At 71.1% G+C, this 18,200-nt stretch carries 14 protein-coding genes; 2 read left to right on the top strand and 12 right to left on the bottom strand.

Annotation, left to right across the window (positions count from 1 at the left end):
• Positions 1 to 126 precede the first annotated feature (126 nt).
• Genes atpB through GTY96_RS13000 form a run of 3 tightly spaced genes read right to left on the bottom strand, consistent with a single transcriptional unit; the run spans position 127 to position 1,882 of the window.
• Positions 127 to 1,203 carry a F0F1 ATP synthase subunit A gene (atpB, locus tag GTY96_RS13010; RefSeq protein ID WP_143906125.1) on the bottom strand — a complete coding sequence of 359 codons (1,077 nt, stop codon included), beginning with the start codon at positions 1,201 to 1,203 and terminating at the stop codon, positions 127 to 129.
• Positions 1,203 to 1,619 carry a hypothetical protein gene (locus tag GTY96_RS13005; protein ID WP_143906127.1) on the bottom strand — a complete coding sequence of 139 codons (417 nt, stop codon included), beginning with the start codon at positions 1,617 to 1,619 and terminating at the stop codon, positions 1,203 to 1,205. Before GTY96_RS13005 ends, atpB begins: the two co-directional genes overlap by 1 nt.
• Entirely contained in the window at positions 1,616 to 1,882 is a 267-nt protein-coding gene (locus tag GTY96_RS13000) for an AtpZ/AtpI family protein (protein WP_143906129.1), read from the bottom strand. Before GTY96_RS13000 ends, GTY96_RS13005 begins: the two co-directional genes overlap by 4 nt.
• A gap of 386 nt (positions 1,883 to 2,268) precedes the next feature.
• On the opposite strand from GTY96_RS13000, the gene GTY96_RS12995 reads away from it, so the two are divergent.
• Positions 2,269 to 2,778 carry a YbhB/YbcL family Raf kinase inhibitor-like protein gene (locus tag GTY96_RS12995; RefSeq protein WP_143906131.1) on the top strand — a complete coding sequence of 170 codons (510 nt, stop codon included), beginning with the start codon at positions 2,269 to 2,271 and terminating at the stop codon, positions 2,776 to 2,778.
• A 46-nt stretch (positions 2,779 to 2,824) separates the two neighbouring features.
• Here GTY96_RS12995 and GTY96_RS12990 read toward each other — a convergent pair whose 3' ends face one another.
• The 7 genes from GTY96_RS12990 to GTY96_RS12960 all read right to left on the bottom strand — a co-directional run bounded on the left by GTY96_RS12990 (position 2,825) and on the right by GTY96_RS12960 (position 10,487).
• Complete coding sequence (locus GTY96_RS12990; RefSeq protein ID WP_161664886.1) at positions 2,825 to 3,439, bottom strand: hypothetical protein; 615 nt, start codon at positions 3,437 to 3,439, stop codon at positions 2,825 to 2,827.
• Positions 3,440 to 3,463: 24 nt separating this feature from the next.
• Positions 3,464 to 4,294, bottom strand: coding sequence for a DUF692 domain-containing protein (locus GTY96_RS12985; protein ID WP_161664885.1), 831 nt, complete (start codon positions 4,292 to 4,294; stop codon positions 3,464 to 3,466).
• A gap of 14 nt (positions 4,295 to 4,308) precedes the next feature.
• Positions 4,309 to 5,151: a methyltransferase domain-containing protein gene (locus GTY96_RS12980; RefSeq protein WP_143906137.1), complete on the bottom strand. Its 843-nt coding sequence runs from the start codon at positions 5,149 to 5,151 to the stop codon at positions 4,309 to 4,311.
• A 39-nt stretch (positions 5,152 to 5,190) separates the two neighbouring features.
• Positions 5,191 to 7,320, bottom strand: coding sequence for a carbohydrate binding family 9 domain-containing protein (locus GTY96_RS12975; protein WP_143906138.1), 2,130 nt, complete (start codon positions 7,318 to 7,320; stop codon positions 5,191 to 5,193).
• The gene (locus tag GTY96_RS12970; protein ID WP_161664884.1) at positions 7,317 to 8,630 is read right to left on the bottom strand and encodes an MFS transporter; all 1,314 of its coding nucleotides are present in this window, start codon (positions 8,628 to 8,630) and stop codon (positions 7,317 to 7,319) included. Before GTY96_RS12970 ends, GTY96_RS12975 begins: the two co-directional genes overlap by 4 nt.
• The gene (locus tag GTY96_RS12965) at positions 8,627 to 9,256 is read right to left on the bottom strand and encodes a hypothetical protein (RefSeq protein ID WP_143906140.1); all 630 of its coding nucleotides are present in this window, start codon (positions 9,254 to 9,256) and stop codon (positions 8,627 to 8,629) included. The genes GTY96_RS12970 and GTY96_RS12965 overlap by 4 nt, the downstream gene beginning before the upstream one ends.
• A 952-nt stretch (positions 9,257 to 10,208) precedes the next feature.
• Positions 10,209 to 10,487 carry a PqqD family protein gene (locus GTY96_RS12960; protein WP_161664883.1) on the bottom strand — a complete coding sequence of 93 codons (279 nt, stop codon included), beginning with the start codon at positions 10,485 to 10,487 and terminating at the stop codon, positions 10,209 to 10,211.
• A gap of 293 nt (positions 10,488 to 10,780) precedes the next feature.
• Between GTY96_RS12960 and GTY96_RS12955 the strand changes: the two genes are divergently transcribed.
• Entirely contained in the window at positions 10,781 to 13,450 is a 2,670-nt protein-coding gene (locus GTY96_RS12955; protein WP_201756029.1) for an ATP-binding protein, read from the top strand.
• A 132-nt stretch (positions 13,451 to 13,582) separates the two neighbouring features.
• On the opposite strand, the gene GTY96_RS38240 is transcribed toward GTY96_RS12955, so the two are convergent.
• Both GTY96_RS38240 and hemL read right to left on the bottom strand, forming a co-directional pair.
• Positions 13,583 to 16,867 carry a protein kinase domain-containing protein gene (locus tag GTY96_RS38240; RefSeq protein WP_201756028.1) on the bottom strand — a complete coding sequence of 1,095 codons (3,285 nt, stop codon included), beginning with the start codon at positions 16,865 to 16,867 and terminating at the stop codon, positions 13,583 to 13,585.
• A complete protein-coding gene (gene hemL, locus GTY96_RS12945) occupies positions 16,851 to 18,146 on the bottom strand; it encodes a glutamate-1-semialdehyde 2,1-aminomutase (protein WP_161664882.1) in 1,296 nt (431 codons plus the stop codon). Before hemL ends, GTY96_RS38240 begins: the two co-directional genes overlap by 17 nt.
• Positions 18,147 to 18,200: the final 54 nt, after the last annotated feature.

Raw genomic sequence — 18,200 nt, 5'->3', positions numbered from 1 at the left:
CCCGCTTGTGGGGGGGTCGTGAAGGCCCTTTAGGACTACCTCCGGCGGCCTTTCGAACCGCCGGGTCTTCAACCGGGGCGCGCCGTCACACCGACAGGCGCCCCGTCAACCTTGAGGGGAAGCGGCTCAGGCGTGGTGCGCCTTGCCGTGGTCGTGGCTCTCGCCACCTTCCTTGTGCCCGTGGCCGTGGTCATCGTGGTGGCCCATGGCCACGCTCATCCCGATGAACAGCGCCGACAGCATGGTGAACACGTACGCCTGCACGAAGGCCACGAACAGCTCCAGCAGGTAGATGCCGAAGGCGAACGGCACGCTCACCAGCGCCACCGCGGGGCTGCGGAGCATGAAGATGAGGCCCAGCAGGAAGAAGATGACGATGTGGCCCGCCAGCATGTTGGCGAAGAGGCGGATGGTGAGCGCGAAGGGCTTGGTGAACAGGCCCAGGAACTCCACCGGAATCATGATGGGCCACAGCCAGGGGGCCACGCCGCCCGTCAGGTGCTTCAGGTAGCCGCCCAGGCCCGCCGCGCGGATGCCCGCGACCTGCGTGACGATGAAGGTGCACACCGCCAGGCCGCACGTGACCGCGATGTTGCCCGTGGCCGTCGCCATCCAGGGGAACAGGCCCAGCAGGTTCATGAAGAGGATGAAGAAGAACGCGGTGAGCAGGTAGGGCACGTAGCGGGGGCCCTCCTCCTTGCCGATGTTCTTGATGGCCAGCTCGTCGCGAACGAAGAGCACCAGCATCTCGAAGAGGTTCGCCCCGGCGCCGCGCGGCACGAGCTTCGTCTTGTCGCGGTTGCTCCAGAGGAGCAGCGAGCCGATGAGCAGCAGCGCCGCCAGCCACATCATCACCGTGTGCTTGGTGATGGAGAGGTCCAGGCAGCCGGCGCCCAGGCCCGGGTACACCTCGCCGTGGCCACCGTGCGGGTCCACCACGGGCGTGCAGGCGCCCTCGTGGAAGGGGATGAGGATCTTCGGCAGGTGGAAGGCCACGTGCTCGTGGCTGAGGGGGATCTCGAACTCGTACTCGTTCGAGTCGGACACGTGGTGGAGGATGTAGCCGGCGACGTCCTCGCCCTCGGCGTCCGTCTCGTCGTGGGGCTTGCCGTGCTCACCCGCCGCCGCGCTCCCGCCATGCGGCTCGGAGGCCCACACGGTGCCCGCGAACAGACAGGCGAACAGCACCATTGCCTTGCGCATCACTCGTCTCCGCCCGCCGCGTCTTTCGAAGCGGCCATCACGTAGCTGACTTCAATCCATTGGAGCGCGAAGTAGACGCCGAAGAAGCCGCCCACGAACGCGATCGCGCTCAAACCCCGGGACACCACCCACGCCAGCCCAATCCCCACGCCCACGCCCCTGAGGGCGAACACCACACCCACGACCTTCAACGCCGCCTTCAGGTCCGCCTGAAGCGCCGCGCGCCGCTTCAGGACCAGCGCCAGCACGCCCGTCACCGCCGCCACCCCGACGCCCAGCAGCGCGGCGACCCGGTCCTCCGCCGCCTTCGGCAAGGCCGCCGCCACCACCGCGCCCACGCCCATCACCGTCGCCGCCAGCCCCGCGTGCGTCCAGAACGGGTCTCGCCCCTGCTTCCCGCCGCCCGTCCCCGTCACTTGCGCTTCCCCAGCCGCGCCATCGCATGGAGGAAGCTGTAGAACCCCACGCCAATCCCCAGCAGGCTCAGGCCCAGCAGCAGCCAGGGTGACGTCTTCAGCCACTTGTCCAGGAAGTACCCTCCCAGGACCCCCACCACCGCCCCGCCCACCAGCTTCCAGACCGCGGAGATGTACGGCTCCGCCGCCCGCATCTGCCGGGCCGTCTCGCCCAGCTCACTGCCCGGCGCGTCCGCCCGCTCCCGTGGCTCCTGGTCTGTCATGCGGACGCCTCACCAAACCCCGGGAAAGTCTTGGGTTTCCTTCGCCAACCCCGACCCCGCCCATACACGCGCGGGCGCCGCTTAGCACCGAATGCGCGGCGCGTGCAACCGCTACGGGGGCGCGGGCCACCCCGCGTCCAGCAGGGGTTGCCGAACCCGCAAGCGCAGCTACCACGGCGCGGTGCCAGCAGGGGGGATTCCTCCTCTGAGGAACCGCCCCGCCATGGCAGGCGGCCCGGGGGGCGCCCGGTGGATCAGCGGGCGGCATGCCCCCAGGGGGGTGACGGGCGGCCGGGCGGAGCGCCCTCCGCCTCTGCGCACCGGGGCGGGGGCATCACCAGCTTGCCGACGGACACGTTGGCCGGGCTTGCCCACAGGAGTCACGCATGCCGAAACCGCTCGAGCTCACCTCGCCGAAGTTCAAGGACGGGATGCCCATCCCCATCGCCTACACCGGCGAGGGCGACGACAAGGCGCCCCCCCTCCACTGGGAGAACCTCCCCGCGGGCGCGAAGAGCCTGGCCCTCATCGTGGAGGACCCGGACGCCCCGGACCCCGCGAACCCCCAGCGCACCTTCTGCCACTGGGTCCTCTACAACCTCCCCGTCAACGCGCAGAACATCCCGGACGGGGCCACCCTGGACGTGCTGCCGGAGGGGGTGAAGCTGGGGCGCAACGACTTCAACCGGCAGGACTACGGCGGGCCCATGCCGCCCGTGGGCAACCACCGCTACTTCTTCCGGCTGTACGCCCTGGACACGGTGCTGCCGGACCTGGGCCACCCGTCGCGCGCGGACCTGCTCAAGGCCATGGAGGGGCACATCGTGGGTGAGACCCAGCTCATGGGCACCTATGAGAAGGCGCACCACCGCAAGCCGGGCGGCCGTCCCCACTGAGGACGGAGGTCCCCGCCCCAAGGCGCTGACAGTGATGGAGGCTCCCTCAGGGTGACGGCAGCTCGCGCACCATCACCGCGGGCAGGCCCGGCACCTTGAGGTACTCCACGCGCGTGGGCCGCGCCTCCGCCGGAGGCCAGCCCGGCGCCTCCAGCGCGGCGAGCAGGCTCAGCACCGGGAAGTCGAAGGCCTCGACATGGGGCCCCACCGGCGGCAGGGGCAACAGGCCCCACGCGAGCGCGATGCGCAGCCGCTCGCAGCGGGCCAGCTGCGGCACGTAGGCCGGCAGCCCCTGGAGCAGGGTCGCGTGGGGTGCCCGCGCGTCCGCCTCCAGGAAGCGACACCAGACGATGGCCTCCTCGCGGTTGAGCACCTCTGGCAGCACGTCCTGGAGGAAGCGCTGGCGCAGCGGCCCCAGCTCCGGCCGCTTCGCCTCATCCACCCAGGGGAGCTGTTCGCGCACGCGCTCGGCGCGGTGGTAGTCCATCATCCGCCCGGCGCGCTCCACCACCGGCCCGTCCACGCGGCACAGCGCCGCGGCCTCCGCGGGCATCAATGGGAGCGGGGCCAGCGCGCGCGCCGCGTCCTCGGTCCATGCCGCGCGGAAGCGCGGGTCCACGTGCAGCCTCGCCAGCACTTCCAAGGTCTCTGGATAGCCCATGCCGTTGCCCTCCCCTGCCCTCCCTCAGGCCGCGTGCGCGCCGCAGCGTTGGAGGATGGCGCGCGCGCGGGCCAGCTCCTCCACCAGCCGCGCGAAGGGCGGGAAGCCGCTGTCCATCTCGAAGTTCACCCCGCGCACCGGGCAGCGCGGCGCCACGTACTCCAGCAAGCGCCACACCTCCTCCGGCGACGGCGCGGAGTGGCTGTCCAAGCGCAAGCCCTCCATCGTGACGCCGCCCGCCAGGTGGATCTGCACCACGCGCTCCAAAGGCAGACGGTCCAGGAAGGCATACGGGTCGAACCCGTGGTTGGCCGCGTTGCAGTACAGGTTGTGCAGGTCCAGCAGCAGCCCGCAGTCCGCGCCCTCCACCACGCGGCGCAGGAACTCCGCCTCGTCCAGCGTGTTGAGCGGGGTGTGGAAGAGGTAGGCGATGTTCTCCACCACGAAGGGCACGCCCAGGTCCTCCCGCGCCGCCTTCACGTTGCGCACGCAGGTGGCCACCGCCTCGTCCGTCAGCGGCACCGGCGTGAGCGCGCGCAGCGGCAAGGAGCCCACGCGCGTGAAGCACAGGTGGTCCCCGTGCCACGCGCTCTTCGTGCGCTGGGTGATGCGCCGCAAGCCCTCGCGGTAGCCGGGCGCGTCCACGCCGTCGGAGCCCACCGACAGCTCCAGGCTGTGGCCCACCAGCGGATAGCGCTTCGCGAGCAGGTCCAGCCGCCGCTCCGCGTCCGGCGTGAGCGGCAGGAAGTGCTCGGGCGTCACCTCCAGCCAGTCCACGCCGGGGTTGCCTCGCGCGAGGTGCGGATTGAGGTCCCAGCGGTAGCTGAGTCCCACGCCAAGGAAGGGAAGGCCCACGGTGCGCGCTCCCCTCAGGCCCGGCGCCGCGCCATCACCTGGAAGTGCTGGCCCAGGACGGCGAAGCCCTCGTGCGCCAGCTTCTCCTGCAACGCCAGGATCTCCTCGCGCGCGCTCCACGCGTCCCACGGCTTCTCCGCGGAGCCGCCGCGCGCGGCGGACATGGCGTTGAGCATGTCGAAGAACATCACCGGCTTGCCGAAGATCTCCAGCAGCTCCGCGCCCGCGTCCGCCACCGCCTGCTCCAGCTCGCGCACCGTGAACGCGTGCACCGGCAGGCCGTAGGGGCACGTCGTGCGGCCGTCCTGGAGCGTGCGGAACGCCTCCTGCGGCTTGCCCATCTTCAGGTAGCCGGAGAACGCCTCGTAGCGGTTGTCCACGCCCAGCACCACCGGCGCGCCCGGCTTCGCCACGCGCACCAGCTCCTTCACCGCCTGGGGGTAGGCCTCCAGGCAGTAGGACACCGGGTCGCCTTCGCAGAAGACCAGGTCGAACGACTGGTCCTCCAGCTCCAGCGCCGCCACGTTGCCCTCCACGAAGCGCACGCGGTCCAGGAGCCCCCTGGCGCCAAACTGCGCGCGCGCGCCCTCCAGCATGCCCGGAGAGATGTCCAGCACGGTGACGTGGTGGCCGGCCTCCGCGAAGCGCGTGCCGAACTTGCCCCCGCCCCCGCCCGCGTCCAGCACGCGCCAGGACGTGCCGTCCTTGGGCAGCAGCGCCTCCACCGGCTTCCAGGTGAGGTGCTCGTAGGTGAGCCAGAACAGCTTGATGGCGACCTGGCTGGGGCCTCCCTGGTCATACCGGGGGGACACCTCATCGTAGCGGCGCTTGAGGCCTGCGGGGTCGGCGGTGCTCATGCGTGTGCTCTCTTCCCGAATCAAGGGGACGCAAGAAGGTCAGTAGTTGAAGGAGATCTTCGAGAGGATCCGCCGCTCCTGCGAGCCGGCGAACGGTTGATCCGTGTAGACGAGGAAGATGTCGCTCCACTGGCGGTAGTGCCACCCCACCATCGCGTCCAGGAACGTGCCCTTCACGGAGTTGTAGTCCGCCAGCTCGTACACGTCGCCCTTCTGCAGCGTGAGGCGCGCGTAGAGGTCCGGGCTGAAGTGGTAGCGCAGCTGCGCGTAGCCGGAGAAGCTGTAGCCGTCGCCGGACTTGCCAAAGAGGTCGCTGTTCGTCGGCACGCCGAAGTTGCGCGTGTAGAAGCCGCTGAAGCGCGCGACGATGTGCGGCCCCACCTTGAAGTTGACGGCCCCGTTGAGGCCGCGCAGCTCGCCGCCCAGGAAGCGTCCGCCAATGGCGGTCAGCGTGTAGTTCTGCCAGTCGTGCGGGAACAGGGTGAAGCCGAACGTGCCCACGCGGTTCTTGAAGCCCTCGTTGTCGTCGTAGACGCCGTCGATGTAGAGCGCGAAGTCGTGGTGCAGGTACGGCTGGACGTTGAGCCGCTGGCGCCAGCGCGTGCGCTGGTGCTCGTGGTTGCGGCGCCACAGCGTGTCCCACGTCACGTCCAGCCGGGGCAGGAAGCGCCACTTGGGGAACGGGTTGAGGAACAGGTGTGAGTTGTAGCCCTGCTTGTCCACCACCGGCGTCCAGCCCAGCGGGTTCGCGTAGTTCTTCCCGATGTCCTCGAACTGCAACCAGAACTCCGACAGCGTGTCGAAGCGGTGCAGGCCCACGTGGTACGCGTCCGCGTCCACGTTGCCCAGCGGGCTCCAGCTGCGCAGCGCCTGCGCCTGGATGAAGAACTCCTCGAAGAGGTGGAAGTTGCCGTCCACGCCCAGCGTCTGGAAGTCGGAGTCCCCGAAGATGCCGCCCCGGCCGCTGCGGTTGAGCGCCACCAGCGAAATCATGGACCGCTTGCCAATGTCCTGCTGCAGGCGCAGCACGCCGGAGTTGACGTTCTCGTAGATGTCCCGGCCTCCCGCGTCCTTGCCGGTGAAGTCGCGGTGCTGCACGTCCATCATCGCGAAGTTCATGCCGCCCACCTTGCCGGTGAGCTGCAGGCCGCCCCACACGCGGTCATGCGGCCGCAGCGCGATGCGGCGCGAGGTGAAGATGTTGATGGGCGCGATGAAGAGGTGCTCGCTCTCCAGGAAGAACTGGCGGCGCTCCGGGAGCAGCGGCTGTTCGGTGTCCAGCAGCAGGAAGCCCTGGTCCGCCTCCGCGTCGCTGAAGTCCGGGTTGGCCGTCAGCTTCAGCGACACCCAGGGCGCCGGGTCGATGCGCGCGTCCGCGCCCACGTTGGGGCGGAACGCGCCGCGGTCGTCGTTGTACTTGAGCGCCACCGTGGTGGCCACGTACGGGGTGATGCTGAAGATGGAGCGCGGGTTGATGTCCTTGAGCCCCGCCAGGTGCGGATAGCGGCTCACCTTCGCGCTGTTCATGCCGTCCGGCGTCCAGTTGCTCCACTCCTGGTTGCGCGACTGCTCGCGGTCCAGGAGCATGCCGAAGGTGATGTCGTCCTTCTTCTCGAACTGGAAGTTCGCGAACGGGATGCGCACCTCCGAAATCCAACCGTCCGCCACGATGGTGGACTTCGTCTCCCACTCGCCGCGCCAGTTGGTGGAGAACGCCTCGCCGTCATCCACGATGCGCCCGTCGGTGCGCACGCCCAGCGGGTTGGTCCAGAAGTAGTACGCGTTGCGGTGGTCCAGGTACGTGTCCAGGATGATGGTGATGTTGTCTTCCTGGTGGAGGAACCCCTCGTTCTGCACCGTGTAGCCGGTGATGCGCTCCGGCTTTGAATCCAGGCAGTGGAAGAGGAAGTAGAGGTTGTCCTTGTCGTAGAGGATGCGGACCTTGGTGTCGTCCGGCGCGGGCTTGCCGTAGTTGATGCGCGTCAGGTACCAGCCGCCAATCTCCGGCGCCGTCTGCCACGCGGGCTCGTCCCCCTTGCCGTCGATGGTGATGACGTCCTGCGTCCGCGTCGCCGTGACCTTGTAGGTCGAATCAGCGAATCCCAGGGTGGGCACCAGCGCGACGAACAGCGCGGTGCCCCAACGACACACATGGCTCTGCGGGCTCATCCGGGCTCCGAGGTGGGAGTGAGGGCGGCCACGGGGGCCGCGACAGGGGGGGCGTCGGTGGACTCGCGGACCCTCGACACGCAGCCGAGCGCCAGCACGAAGGACACCGACGAGAGGAGGAACGTGAAGCCGATGCCGGCCTTCTGCGCGACGAAGCCGTAGGTGATGGGCGCGAGCACGCCGGCCAGCGCGGCGCAGGACCCCAGCGCCCCCATGAAGCGGCCGCGCTCCGTGGGTGAAGGCACCTGCTCCACCACCAGCGCGGCGGCGGACGAGCGGTGCAGGCCGTCCGGCACCGCGAGCAGCATCCAGGCCACCACCAGCGAGCCCAGCGCGTAGCCGTGCGGCAGCCAGCCAGAGGCGCCGAGCACCGCCGCCATCACCGCCATGCCCGCCTGGCCCAGCGTGATGAGCCCCACGCGCCGGGGCAGCCGGTCCGACAGCCGTCCGCCAAAGGGCTGCACGAAGGCGAAGACGAGCCACGACACCGCCACCAGCGGGCCCACCATCTCCCGGGGCGCGCCCAGCTCCACCGCGTACAGCGGCAGGTACGTGGGGAACAGCGCCAGCGCGAAGGTGAAGAAGAACTGCCAGAGGAACAGGCCCAGCAGCCCCGGGTGCTGCTTCACGTACGTCATGGGGGACAAGAGCCCCTGGAACGCCAGCCGCCACCCCGCCCGCACCCCGCCGGCCGCGGCGTCCGCGCGCGGCGCGGGCCGGGCGTCGTCCAGCGACAGCAGCAGCAGGCTGCTCACCAGGAACAGGCCCCCCGCCAGGAAGAACGTGCCGCTCACCGACAGCGCGCGGATGACCGCGGACGAGGCGAACAGCGCCGCCACGAACACCAGGTTCGACGTGGCGTCCAGCATCGCGAAGATGGTGGCGCGCTGCTTCGTGGGCGCGAAGTCCGCCACCATCGCGTTGGACACGGGCGCCGCGCTGCGCGACAGGAGCATCTTCAAGATCATCACCGCGGCGAGCGGCTTCGGGTCATCCACCAGGGCCACCGCGGGCACCATCAGCGACGTGATGAGCGAGAGGCCCACCACGAAGGGCTTTCTGCCATGGCGGTCTGACAACGTTCCCAGCACCGGCTGCACGAAGATGGGGAGCAGCGAGCCCACGGTGTAGAGGACGCCAATCTCCTGGAAGCCCAGCCCGCGCGAGCGCAGGTACAGCGGCATCACCGGGTTGAGCAGGCCCGCGGCCACCATGCCCACCAGGCCCGAGCCCAGCATCACGCGCAGGTTGGTGAGCCCCGCCGTCAGCCCGTACATCTCCCGGATGGCGCGCACGCCCTGGTGGATCATTCCTTCGCCTCCCCGTTCGTGGCGGCGTCCGCCGCGTCCGTTCGCGTCCCGAGCCCCAGCACCGCCGCCACCGCCTTCGTGAGCGTGGGCACCGGCCGCACGTCCAGCGCGGTGAGCGGCGCCGCGTCGAAGCCACTGCCCTCTGGCACGTACACCGCCACCTTCCCGGCCCTCGGAAACACCTGCTTCACGTAGGCCTGGGCCACGCCCAGCTTTCCCTGCAGGAACTCGCGCGGCGCGGGCGCCAGCCGCTCGCCATGCGCCTCCAGCGCCACCCCCGTGCCCAGGAAGGGCGAAGGCAGCGGGCGGCCGCTCAAGAGCGCCACCCACGCGACGAACAGCGGCAGCGAGGCGCTGCGGCCATCCAGCGTCACGCCCCTGCCGCGCGGCGACACGTGCAGGTCCGTCCGCTCCCACGGGAGCGCGTAGTGTTCACGGCCCAGCGCCGCGAGGTGCCGCGCGTGGTCCTGCCACGCGGGCGTGAAGGCATTGCCCCGGGACAGGTCCGTCCACAGCCGACCCTGGCCGGGGCGCACGGACACGTCCACGGCCACGACGCGAAAGAGCGCGTGTCCGCCGACGTCCGCCTGGGTGAAGAGCAGCAACGAGGTGGAGGCGGGAAACATGGGGCGTCGGCGCGCGGGGGAGGAAAAGACAGCCGGGAGGAGGCGACAGCGGCCTCCCCCCGGCTGAAGACAGCGCTACTCCGCCTGGTTGAGCGCGTCGTTGCGCACGATGACGGTCATGCCGCCCGAGCAGGTGCACTTGTCGGAGGCCGCGGCAACGCGAACGATCTGGGACTGGATGTACATGGTGGTTCTCCTCGTCTGGGGTGTGGGGACTGCGGCACTGCGAAGACAGCGGGACGCGACTACTCCGCGCTGGTGGTCGACAGGTTCGCGTTCATGCCGTTCGAGCAGGTGCACTTGTCGGAGGCGGCGGCAACGCGGACGATCTGGGCCTGGATGTACATGGTGTTTCTCCTCGTCTGGGATTTGGGAACCACGGTGCGACGGACGCAGCGGACGGCGACTACTCCACGCTCGTGCTGTTCGTGAGCACGGTCATGCCGCCGGAGCAGGTGCACTTGTCGGAGGCGGCGGCGACGCGGACGATCTGGGCCTGGATGTACATGGTGTTTCTCCTTGGGTTGGGTGTGGTGGAACGACCTGTTGGGAAGGACTACTCCGCGTTCGTCGTGAAGACGGTCATGCCGTTGGAGCAGGTGCACTTGTCGGACGACGCCGCGACGCGGACGATCTGGGCCTGGACGTACATGGTGTTTCTCCTTGGATGAGTGCTGCGTGGGACTGCACTGCGGTGAAGCGCGGCGGAGTGTGACCCGGGGGTCTGACATTCCCTGGCACACCCAGACGTGCTTCATCCGGCCGTGAAACACGTGTTTCACGACCAGGTCGGTAGGTGTCTTGAGCTCAAGACACCCACGACACCTGGAGCCAGGGCATGGCGCGGCCCAACCCCTCTCACGGGGCGGCTCTTCGAATGAATGAGGCATCAAGGCCGCGGAAGGGGGGAGCCTCGCGGCGGACAGCGGAGGGCGGCGACTTCGAAAGGCGATCAGACGGACTGCGCGGCTTCGCACAACCCCAGTTCCAGGAACTGCTCCACGGTGCGCTGGACGTCCTCGCGGATGTCCGCGTCCTGGCCCACCGCGCCCGCGCTCCGGGCCAGCGACGCCACGGCCCCGTCGAGCGACGTGCCGCTCTGGCACAGCTCGAAGATGCGCGCGGCGGTCTCGTTCACCCGGAAGACCTCTCCCCCTTCGGTGTCCAGAAGGAAGAAGGCTCCGTCCTGCTGCTGGACGATGACGCCGGAAGTCGCACGGGGCAGGCTCAAGACATTCCCCTGGGTGACGCGAACACTGGTCACTCCCGGTCAGGCCTGGGAGTCCAGCGCAAGTCGCGTTGTTATAAATTCATGGTTCTAGATGTTTCCATTCTCAATGTCAACCAAGCCACACCCTGGGTTGGGTGGATGAAAGTGATTCATGACGTGCAAGGTTTGAAACGGCGCGTTGGCGTGACGCGGTGGGGGCGTGTTGTGCGCTGGTGGGCGATTGGGTGACGGGGGTGGCTTCACCGGAGGCCCCCAAGGGTGCCAACGTGACGCGGGTGAGAAGCACAGAGCGCATGAACCGTCGGGTGGGGACGGTTCCCGAAGAGCCCGGGGCGGGGTACCGCCTCTTCGACGACATGCCCCTGGGCGTGTTCGTGCTTCGGGACGGCCTGCTCGTGTACGCGAACGCGGCGCTGTCGCGCCTGGTGGGCGTGCCACGCGAGCAGCTGGTGGGGCAGCCGGTGACGGCGCTCCTCTGGGACCCCGGGCCCCAGGAGGACCCGGCGGACCGGATGGCGCGGCGGCTGGGGACGACGCCGGTGGCGGGCACGTACGAAGCGTGGATCCGCGCCGGGAGCGGCGGAGTCCGCGTGGAATTGACAGTGCATTCCCATGCAAGGGATTGGGTGGTGCAAGCGCGGGAAGTGACGTCCCGGGTCAGGCGCCGCACGGTGTTGCGGCGGCTGGCGGAGCTGGGGAGCGCGGTGCGGACGCTGCACTCCGAGGACGCGGTGCGCGAGGAGGTGTTCCGGGGGCTGGAGTCGCTGGAGCTGGGCTTCGCGTGGCTGACGCCTCGCGGCGTGGGGGTGGAGCTGTCGGTGGCGGGGCTGTCCCCGAGGCTGGTGCCGCACGCGCCATCCCTGGGGGGCCGCGTGCGGGCGGAGGCGCCGGGCGGCTGGGCGCCGGCGCTGGTGCGCACCTGGCGCGACGGGGATGCGTGGGTGGAGGACCTGGGCGCGGAGGCGTCCCGGTTCGTGTCGGAAGCGCGCATGGACTCGGTGCTGGCGGTGTTCCGGCGCGCGGAGACGCAGCACGCGGTGGGGGTGCGCATCGACGTGGAGAACGCGCCCCTGGCCATGCTGGTGCTGGCGGCGGACTGGCTGAGCGAGGAGGACGTGGCCGCGGTGCGGCTGTTTGGCCACCAGGTGTCGTCCGCGCTGGACGCGGCGCGCACCATCCAGCGGCTGAGCGTACGCGCGACGGCGCTCACCGCGCTGGGGCGGCTGGCGTCCCAGGCCGCCTCCGCGCCGCACCCGCGCGCCTTCTTCGGCTCCGGCACGGAGGAGATCTCCGGGCTGCTGGGCTGCGACGCGGTGTGCCTGCTGCTGCCCGCGGACTCGCGGCACGAGACGGGCGAGTCCCTGGAGCTGGTCTACGCTCGGGGCCTGTCCGAGGACGCGGTGGCGCGCGTGCGCCGCGCGCGCCTGGGGTCGCTCCCCCGGCCGGGCGGGTTGGTGGACGCGGTGCAGGTGCTGGACGCGGAGGCCTGCCCCGCGCCCACGCGTGACGCGCTGCGGGCGCTGGCGTTCCAGACGCTGGTGTCGGTGCCGCTCCGGGTGCGCTCGCGTGGGGTGGGGACGTTGAGCGTGCTGTTCCACGCGCGGCGGCGGCTCACCGCGCTGGAGGTGGAGACGCTCCAGGCCATGGGCACGCACTTCGCGGCGGCCATTGAGTCCCACCGGCTGCTGGACGAGGTGCGCGGCCGGGCGGAGGACCTGGCGCTGATGCACGAGGTGGGCAAGGCGCTGGCGGCCACGCTGGAGCTGGACCGGCTGCTGGCCACGGGCGTCACCAGCCTGGCGCGCATCGTGGATGTCCCGGACGCGTACGTGCTGCTGCCGGATGAGCAGGGCGCCCGGCTGGCCATCCGCGCGGCGACGGGGGGACACCCGGAGCTGGTGGGGCGCCACCTGCCGCTGGACCTGTCACCGAACTCGCTCGCGGGCGAGGTGTTCCGCACGCGCCAGCCGCTCCGGGTGGAGGACGCGCGCGTGGATGTGCGGATGAACGACGAGCTGCGCCGGGCCACGGACGGCGTGGCGTACATGGTGCTGCCGCTCGCGGTGCACGCGCAGATGGTGGGCGTGGCGGTGATGGTGGAGACGCGCCGGCCGCGCCGCTTCACGCCCCCGGAGCTGGAGCGGGCGGACGCCATCGCCAACCAGTTGTCGCTGGCGCTGGAGGGCGCCCGGCTGGTGGAGGACCTGAAGAAGCGCAACGCGGAGCTGAAGCGCACGCAGGAGCAGCTGGTCCACCGCGAGCGGCTGGCCGCGCTGGGCGAGCTGTCCGCGGTGGTGGCCCACGAGGTGCGCAACCCGCTGGGCGCCATCTTCAATTCGGTGGCCACCATCCGCCGCATCATCGGTCCGGAGAGTCCGGCGACGCCGCTGGTGGACATCGTGGGGGAGGAGGCGGACCGGCTCAACCGCATCGTCGCGGACCTGCTCACCTTCGCTCGGCCTCCGTCGCTGCACCTGTATCCCGCGGTGCTGACGCAGCTCCTGGAGGAGGCGGTGGGCGGCGCGCTCTCCAACGTGGACGGCGGCCAGCCTCCGCCCATCCTGGTGGAGTGGCTGATGGAAGAGGACCTGCCGTCGGTGACGGTGGATGAGCGGCTCATGCGCCAGGCCTTCCTCAACCTGGCGCTCAACGCGGTGCAGGCCATGCCCCATGGCGGCACGCTGCGGGTGGTGGCGCGGAAGGCATGGGTGGAGCGGGCCGGCGTGCAGGTGGAGATCTGCGACACCGGGCCAGGCATCCCGCAGGAGCTGCGCATGCGCGTCTTCGAGCCCTTCTTCACGACCAAGGCCCAGGGCACCGGGCTGGGGCTCGCCGTGGTGAAGCGCATCATCGACTCGCATCAGGGCCAGCTGTCGCTGGAGATACCGGAGAAGGGGGGCACCATCGCCCGGCTGTTCCTCCAGTTGGGGCCCACCCCACCCCTGGCCCTGACGGGCGGATGAGCCGGACACGGAGGGCGCGCGGCGGGACGCGAGCCCGCGCGTCAGCCGGACGACCCGGTGGAGGACTCCGGCGGCGGCTTCACGGGCCAAGGCCCGCGCACCGGCTGCTGGCGAGGGACTGACGCAGGCGGCTCAGTCGCCGCCCCCCAGGCCCAGGGAGAGCCACACCAGCCCGAAGCCCAGGCCGACCGCCAGGGCCACCACCGCGAGCATGGCCCAGAAGCGGTACTGGGGCGGGATGGGCCACAGGCGCGGCATCCCGGGGCCGGAGGACTTCGCGGGCTTCTTCTTGTTGTCGCGCTTCTGCGCCGCCAGCTCGGCCTCGCGGCGCTTCAGCTCCGCTTCCTTGAGGGCCGCGGAGATGTCCATGTCGTAGCCCACGAGCGTTTCGCGCGTCTTGGTCCGCACCTGCATCGGGCGGGTTTCGTGGGGCCGTTCGTCGACGACGGGCGCCTGCCTGCGAGGGATTTCCTTGGGCGGGACGTAGGGTGCGGCCTTCTCCGCCAGGTAGGCCGGCATGTTGCCCGTCGTCTGGGACAAGGCGCCGAAGATCTTCGCGGCCTCCAGCGCCTCGGTGGCTTCGCCCGCGCCGGAGGGCGTCCAGGGCACGGGCAGCTCCTCCTTGGACATGGGCCGGGTGGCGTCCGGGAAGGACTCGGTGGGCGGCGGGGCGGCGGGGCGCGCCTGGGGGGCGGCCCCGACGGACGTGGCGGGACGGGACTGGGGGTCATCCCCGCCGGCGGGACGCGATGGAGCGGCGGGGCGCGCCTGGGGTGCGGCGCCCACGGAGGTATTGGGGCGCGCGGGAGAGGCTTCGGCGCCGGAGCGTGACTGCGGGGCCGCGCCCACGGAGGTATTGGGGCGCGCTGTCGGCGCGGGGGCGCGCTGCGCGGGAGGCGGGTTCGCCTTGGAGCGTCCCGGCTTTTCGACGTCGGTGCTCTCCTCTTCGTCGTCCGTGTCCGGGTGGCGGGCCAGGGGAGCGGCGCCTTCGGTGGCGTCGTCCTCGCCGGAGCCCGGCGTCCAGCCGGCGGAGCCTGCTCCGCTCTTGCGCGAGGGCCGCTCGTTCGTCGTGGAGTCCTCACTGCCTGCGCCGGGAGTCCAGCCCGGGCGCGAGGGGCGGTTCTGCATCGGTGAGTCCTCCGGGGCCAGGGGCGGCCCCTCACGGTGAGACGCTCGAAGGTGTGAAGCGGAGTCTTCCGCGTCCGGGCTCGGATTCCAATCGATGTGACGCGGTTGGCCAACCGCAGCCTGCCTGTCCGGGCTGGAATCCGCACCCTCGCGAGCGCCTTCACCCGGGTCGGTGGGGTCCTCGGAGCCCGGGCCCCGAGAGGGTTCCGTCGGCGTGGAAGCCTCTCGTGGGGTGGCGTCGTCCGACCCCGACCCCGGCGTCCATTCCGCGCGGTGGGGCATGGAGCGTTCGTACGCGGTGGCGGCTTCTCCGCCCGCGCCTGGAGTCCCATCGGCAGGGGGCGGCGTCACGGATGCGGTGGGCTCCGCGATGCCAGGGCCCGGAGCCCACCCACTCGGTCGTGGTTGTCCTGGCGCGGTGGGCTCCGCGATGCCGGGGCCCGTGCTCCACCCGTTCGGTGGCGGCTGTCCTGGCGCGGTGGACTCCGCGGCGCCCGTGCCCGGGGCCCACCCGTTCGGTGGCGGCTGTCCTGGCGCGGTGGACTCCACGACGCCAGCGCTCGTGCTCTGTCCACTCAATAGGGACGGTCCTGGCGCGGTGGGCTCCACGACGCCAGCGCTCGTGCCCTGTCCAGGCTGTGATGGCTGTCCTGGCGCGGTGGGCTCCGCGACGCCAGCACTCGTGCCCTGTCCAGGCTGTGATGGCTGTCCTGGCGCGGTGGGCTCCGCGACGCCAGCACTCGTGCCCCATCCACTCAGGGGTGGCTGTCCTGGCGCGGTGGGCTCCGCCGTGCCCACGCCCGGCACCCAGGCGTCCTTCGTGACCTCCTGGTTGTGCAGCCGCACCGGAGGCGCCCGGCGGAGACCGCCCTCATCCGCCACCACCACCCACGGCCGCCGCGCCACGGCCCCCTCCGTGCTCGCCGCTTTCAAGGCCGCGGCGGCGCGCAGCGCCTGCTCCACCTGCGCCGAGTCCAGCGCCTCTGTCTCCTGACCCGCGGAGAGGCCCGCCCCCAGCCGCGCGGCCCGCAGCGCCTGCTCCACCTGCGCCGCGTCCAGCGCCTCCGTCTCCTGGCCCGCGGAGAGGCCCGCCCCCGCGTCCAGCCGCGCGGCCCGCAGCGCCTGCTCCACCTGCGCCGCGTCCAGCGCCTCCGTCTCCTGGCCCGCGGAGACATTCGCGGCCCGTCGCAACTTCGCCGCGTCCAGCGCCTCCGTCTCGATGTCCTCCTGCGCCCGGAGCAGGTCCGCCGTGGGCGGCAGGTCCACCGACGGGAACTCCTGCTGCGTGCTCGCGCGCTCGGGTTGTTCCCGCAACAGGGCATCCAACGTCTGCTGCTCGACGACCTTCTCGCGAGGGAAGGCCGCCGACATCAGCCGCACCAGGTCCTGATCCGTCGCTTCCGGCGCCAGCTTCTCCTTCAGCGCCGCCAACGCCTCCGCCATCGCCGTCGCCGTGGGGAAGCGGTCATTCGGCTCGGACGCCAGCGCCCGCACCAGGAACGCGTCCACCGCGCGCGGCAGGTCCGGCCGGTAGCGCCCCGCGGGCTCCCACTGCGGATAGGCCGCGCGCCGCCAGCGCTCCAACGGGTCGCCCCGCTGCGACAACGGCTTCCATGAGAACAACTCCCACAACACCACGCCCACCGCGTACAGGTCCGCCCGCCGATCCACCGTGCGCTTGCGGGCCTGCTCCGGCGCCATGTACGTGAGATTGCCAATCACCACGCGCGGCGCCGTCTGCTGCTCCTTCAACGTGGACTGCGCCGCGCCGAAGTCGATGATCTTCACCTCGCCCGCGTAGCTCACGCACACGTTCGCGGGGGACAGGTCGCGGTGCACCAGATGCAACGGGTGCCCCTCCTCATCCGTCGCGTCGTGCGCGTACGCCAGCCCCTCGCACAGCCGCTGGCCCAGCTGCAGCAGCGGGCCCAGGGGCATGAGCCGCTGGCGCTGGCGCAGCCGGTACGCGAGCCGGCTGAGCGTCTTGCCCAGCACGTACTCCATCGCGAGGAACAGCTGCCCGTCCACCTCCCCCATCGCGTACACACGCGCGATGTTCGGGTGCGCCAGCCGCACCACCACGCGGGCCTCGTCGCGGAAGCGGCCCACGAACTGCCGGCTGTCCACCAGCCCCGGCAGCACCTTCTTCACGACCACCGCCCGGCCCACGCCCTCCTCGCGCGCGAGGAAGACCTCCCCCATCCCCCCGGCGCCAATGCGGCGCACGAGGGTGTAGGGACCGAAGCGCACGGGCCCGGTCAGGGCCTCCGGTTCAACGGGCGTCGCCAAGCGCGCGGAACGCCTTGCGGGCCGCGGCGAGGACGTGCGCCACCTCCGGCTCGCCGATGGCCAGCGACACGAACGCCGCCTCGAACTGGCTGGGCGGCAGGTACACCCCTTCGTTCAGCATCGCGTGGAAGAAGCGCCCGAACTTCGCCGGGTCCGCCTTCTTCGCGGACCCGTAGTCGAACACCGGCTCCGACGTGAAGAACACCGTGAGCATGCTGCCCACGCGGTTCACCGTCACCGGCACGCCCGCCGCCTTCGCCTCCGCGAGGAAGCCCTCCTCCAACAGCAGGCTCACCTGCTCCAGCCGCGCGTACGTGCCCGGCGCCGCCAGCGCCTTCAGGCACGCCATGCCCGCCGCCACCGCCACCGGGTTCCCGGACAGCGTGCCGGACTGATACACCGGCCCCTCCGGCGCCACCTTGGACATGATGTCGCGCCGGCCGCCGTACGCGCCCAGCGGCATGCCGCCGCCCACCACCTTCGCCATCGTGGTCAGGTCCGGCTTGAGCCCGTACAGCTCCTGCGCGCCGCCCCGCGCCAGCCGGAAGCCCGTCATCACCTCATCCATCACGAAGAGCACGCCGTACTTCTGGCAGAGCGCCTGCAACCCCTGGAGGTAGCCCGGCCGGGGCACCAGCACGCCCATGTTGCCCACCACGGGCTCGATGATGGTGCAGGCGATGTCCTTGCCCTTCTCCTGGAAGATGCGCTCCACGGCCTCCAGGTCGTTGAAGGGCGCGGTGAGCGTGAGCGACGCCAGCGCGGCCGGCACGCCCGGCGAGTCCGGCAGGCCCAGCGTCTCCACGCCGCTGCCCGCCTTCACCAGGAACGGATCGCCCGCGCCGTGGAAGCAGCCTTCGAACTTGAGGATGTGTTCGCGGCCGGTGAAGCCGCGCGCGACGCGGATGGCGGCCACCGTGGCCTCCGTGCCGCTGGACACCAGCCGCACCTTCTCCACCGACGGCATCGTGGCGCAGAGGAGCTCCGCGAACTCCACCTCCGCCGCGACGGGCGCGCCGAAGGTCGTGCCGCGCCGGGCGGACTCCAGGATGGCGTCGATGATGGGCGGATACGCGTGCCCCAGGATGAGCGGGCCCCAGCTGCCCACCAGGTCCACGTAGCGGTTGCCGTCCACGTCGGTGAGCCACGCGCCGGCGCCTTCCTTGAAGAAGACGGGGTCGCCGCCCACGCCGCGGAAGGCACGCACCGGAGAGTTCACGCCACCCGGGATGCGCGCCTGCGCACGGGCGAAGAGGGCCTGGCTTTGAGCGTGTTTCATGCCGTGTTCCATAGCACGCGGCGGACGCCCGTCCCCGTCCCGCGTGGCCCTCGG

It is taken from the genome of Corallococcus silvisoli (assembly GCF_009909145.1).
Taxonomy (GTDB): Bacteria; Myxococcota; Myxococcia; order Myxococcales; family Myxococcaceae; genus Corallococcus; species Corallococcus silvisoli.
Note: the sequence above shows the minus strand (reverse complement) of the source record. Positions and strands in the feature narration are given on the sequence as shown.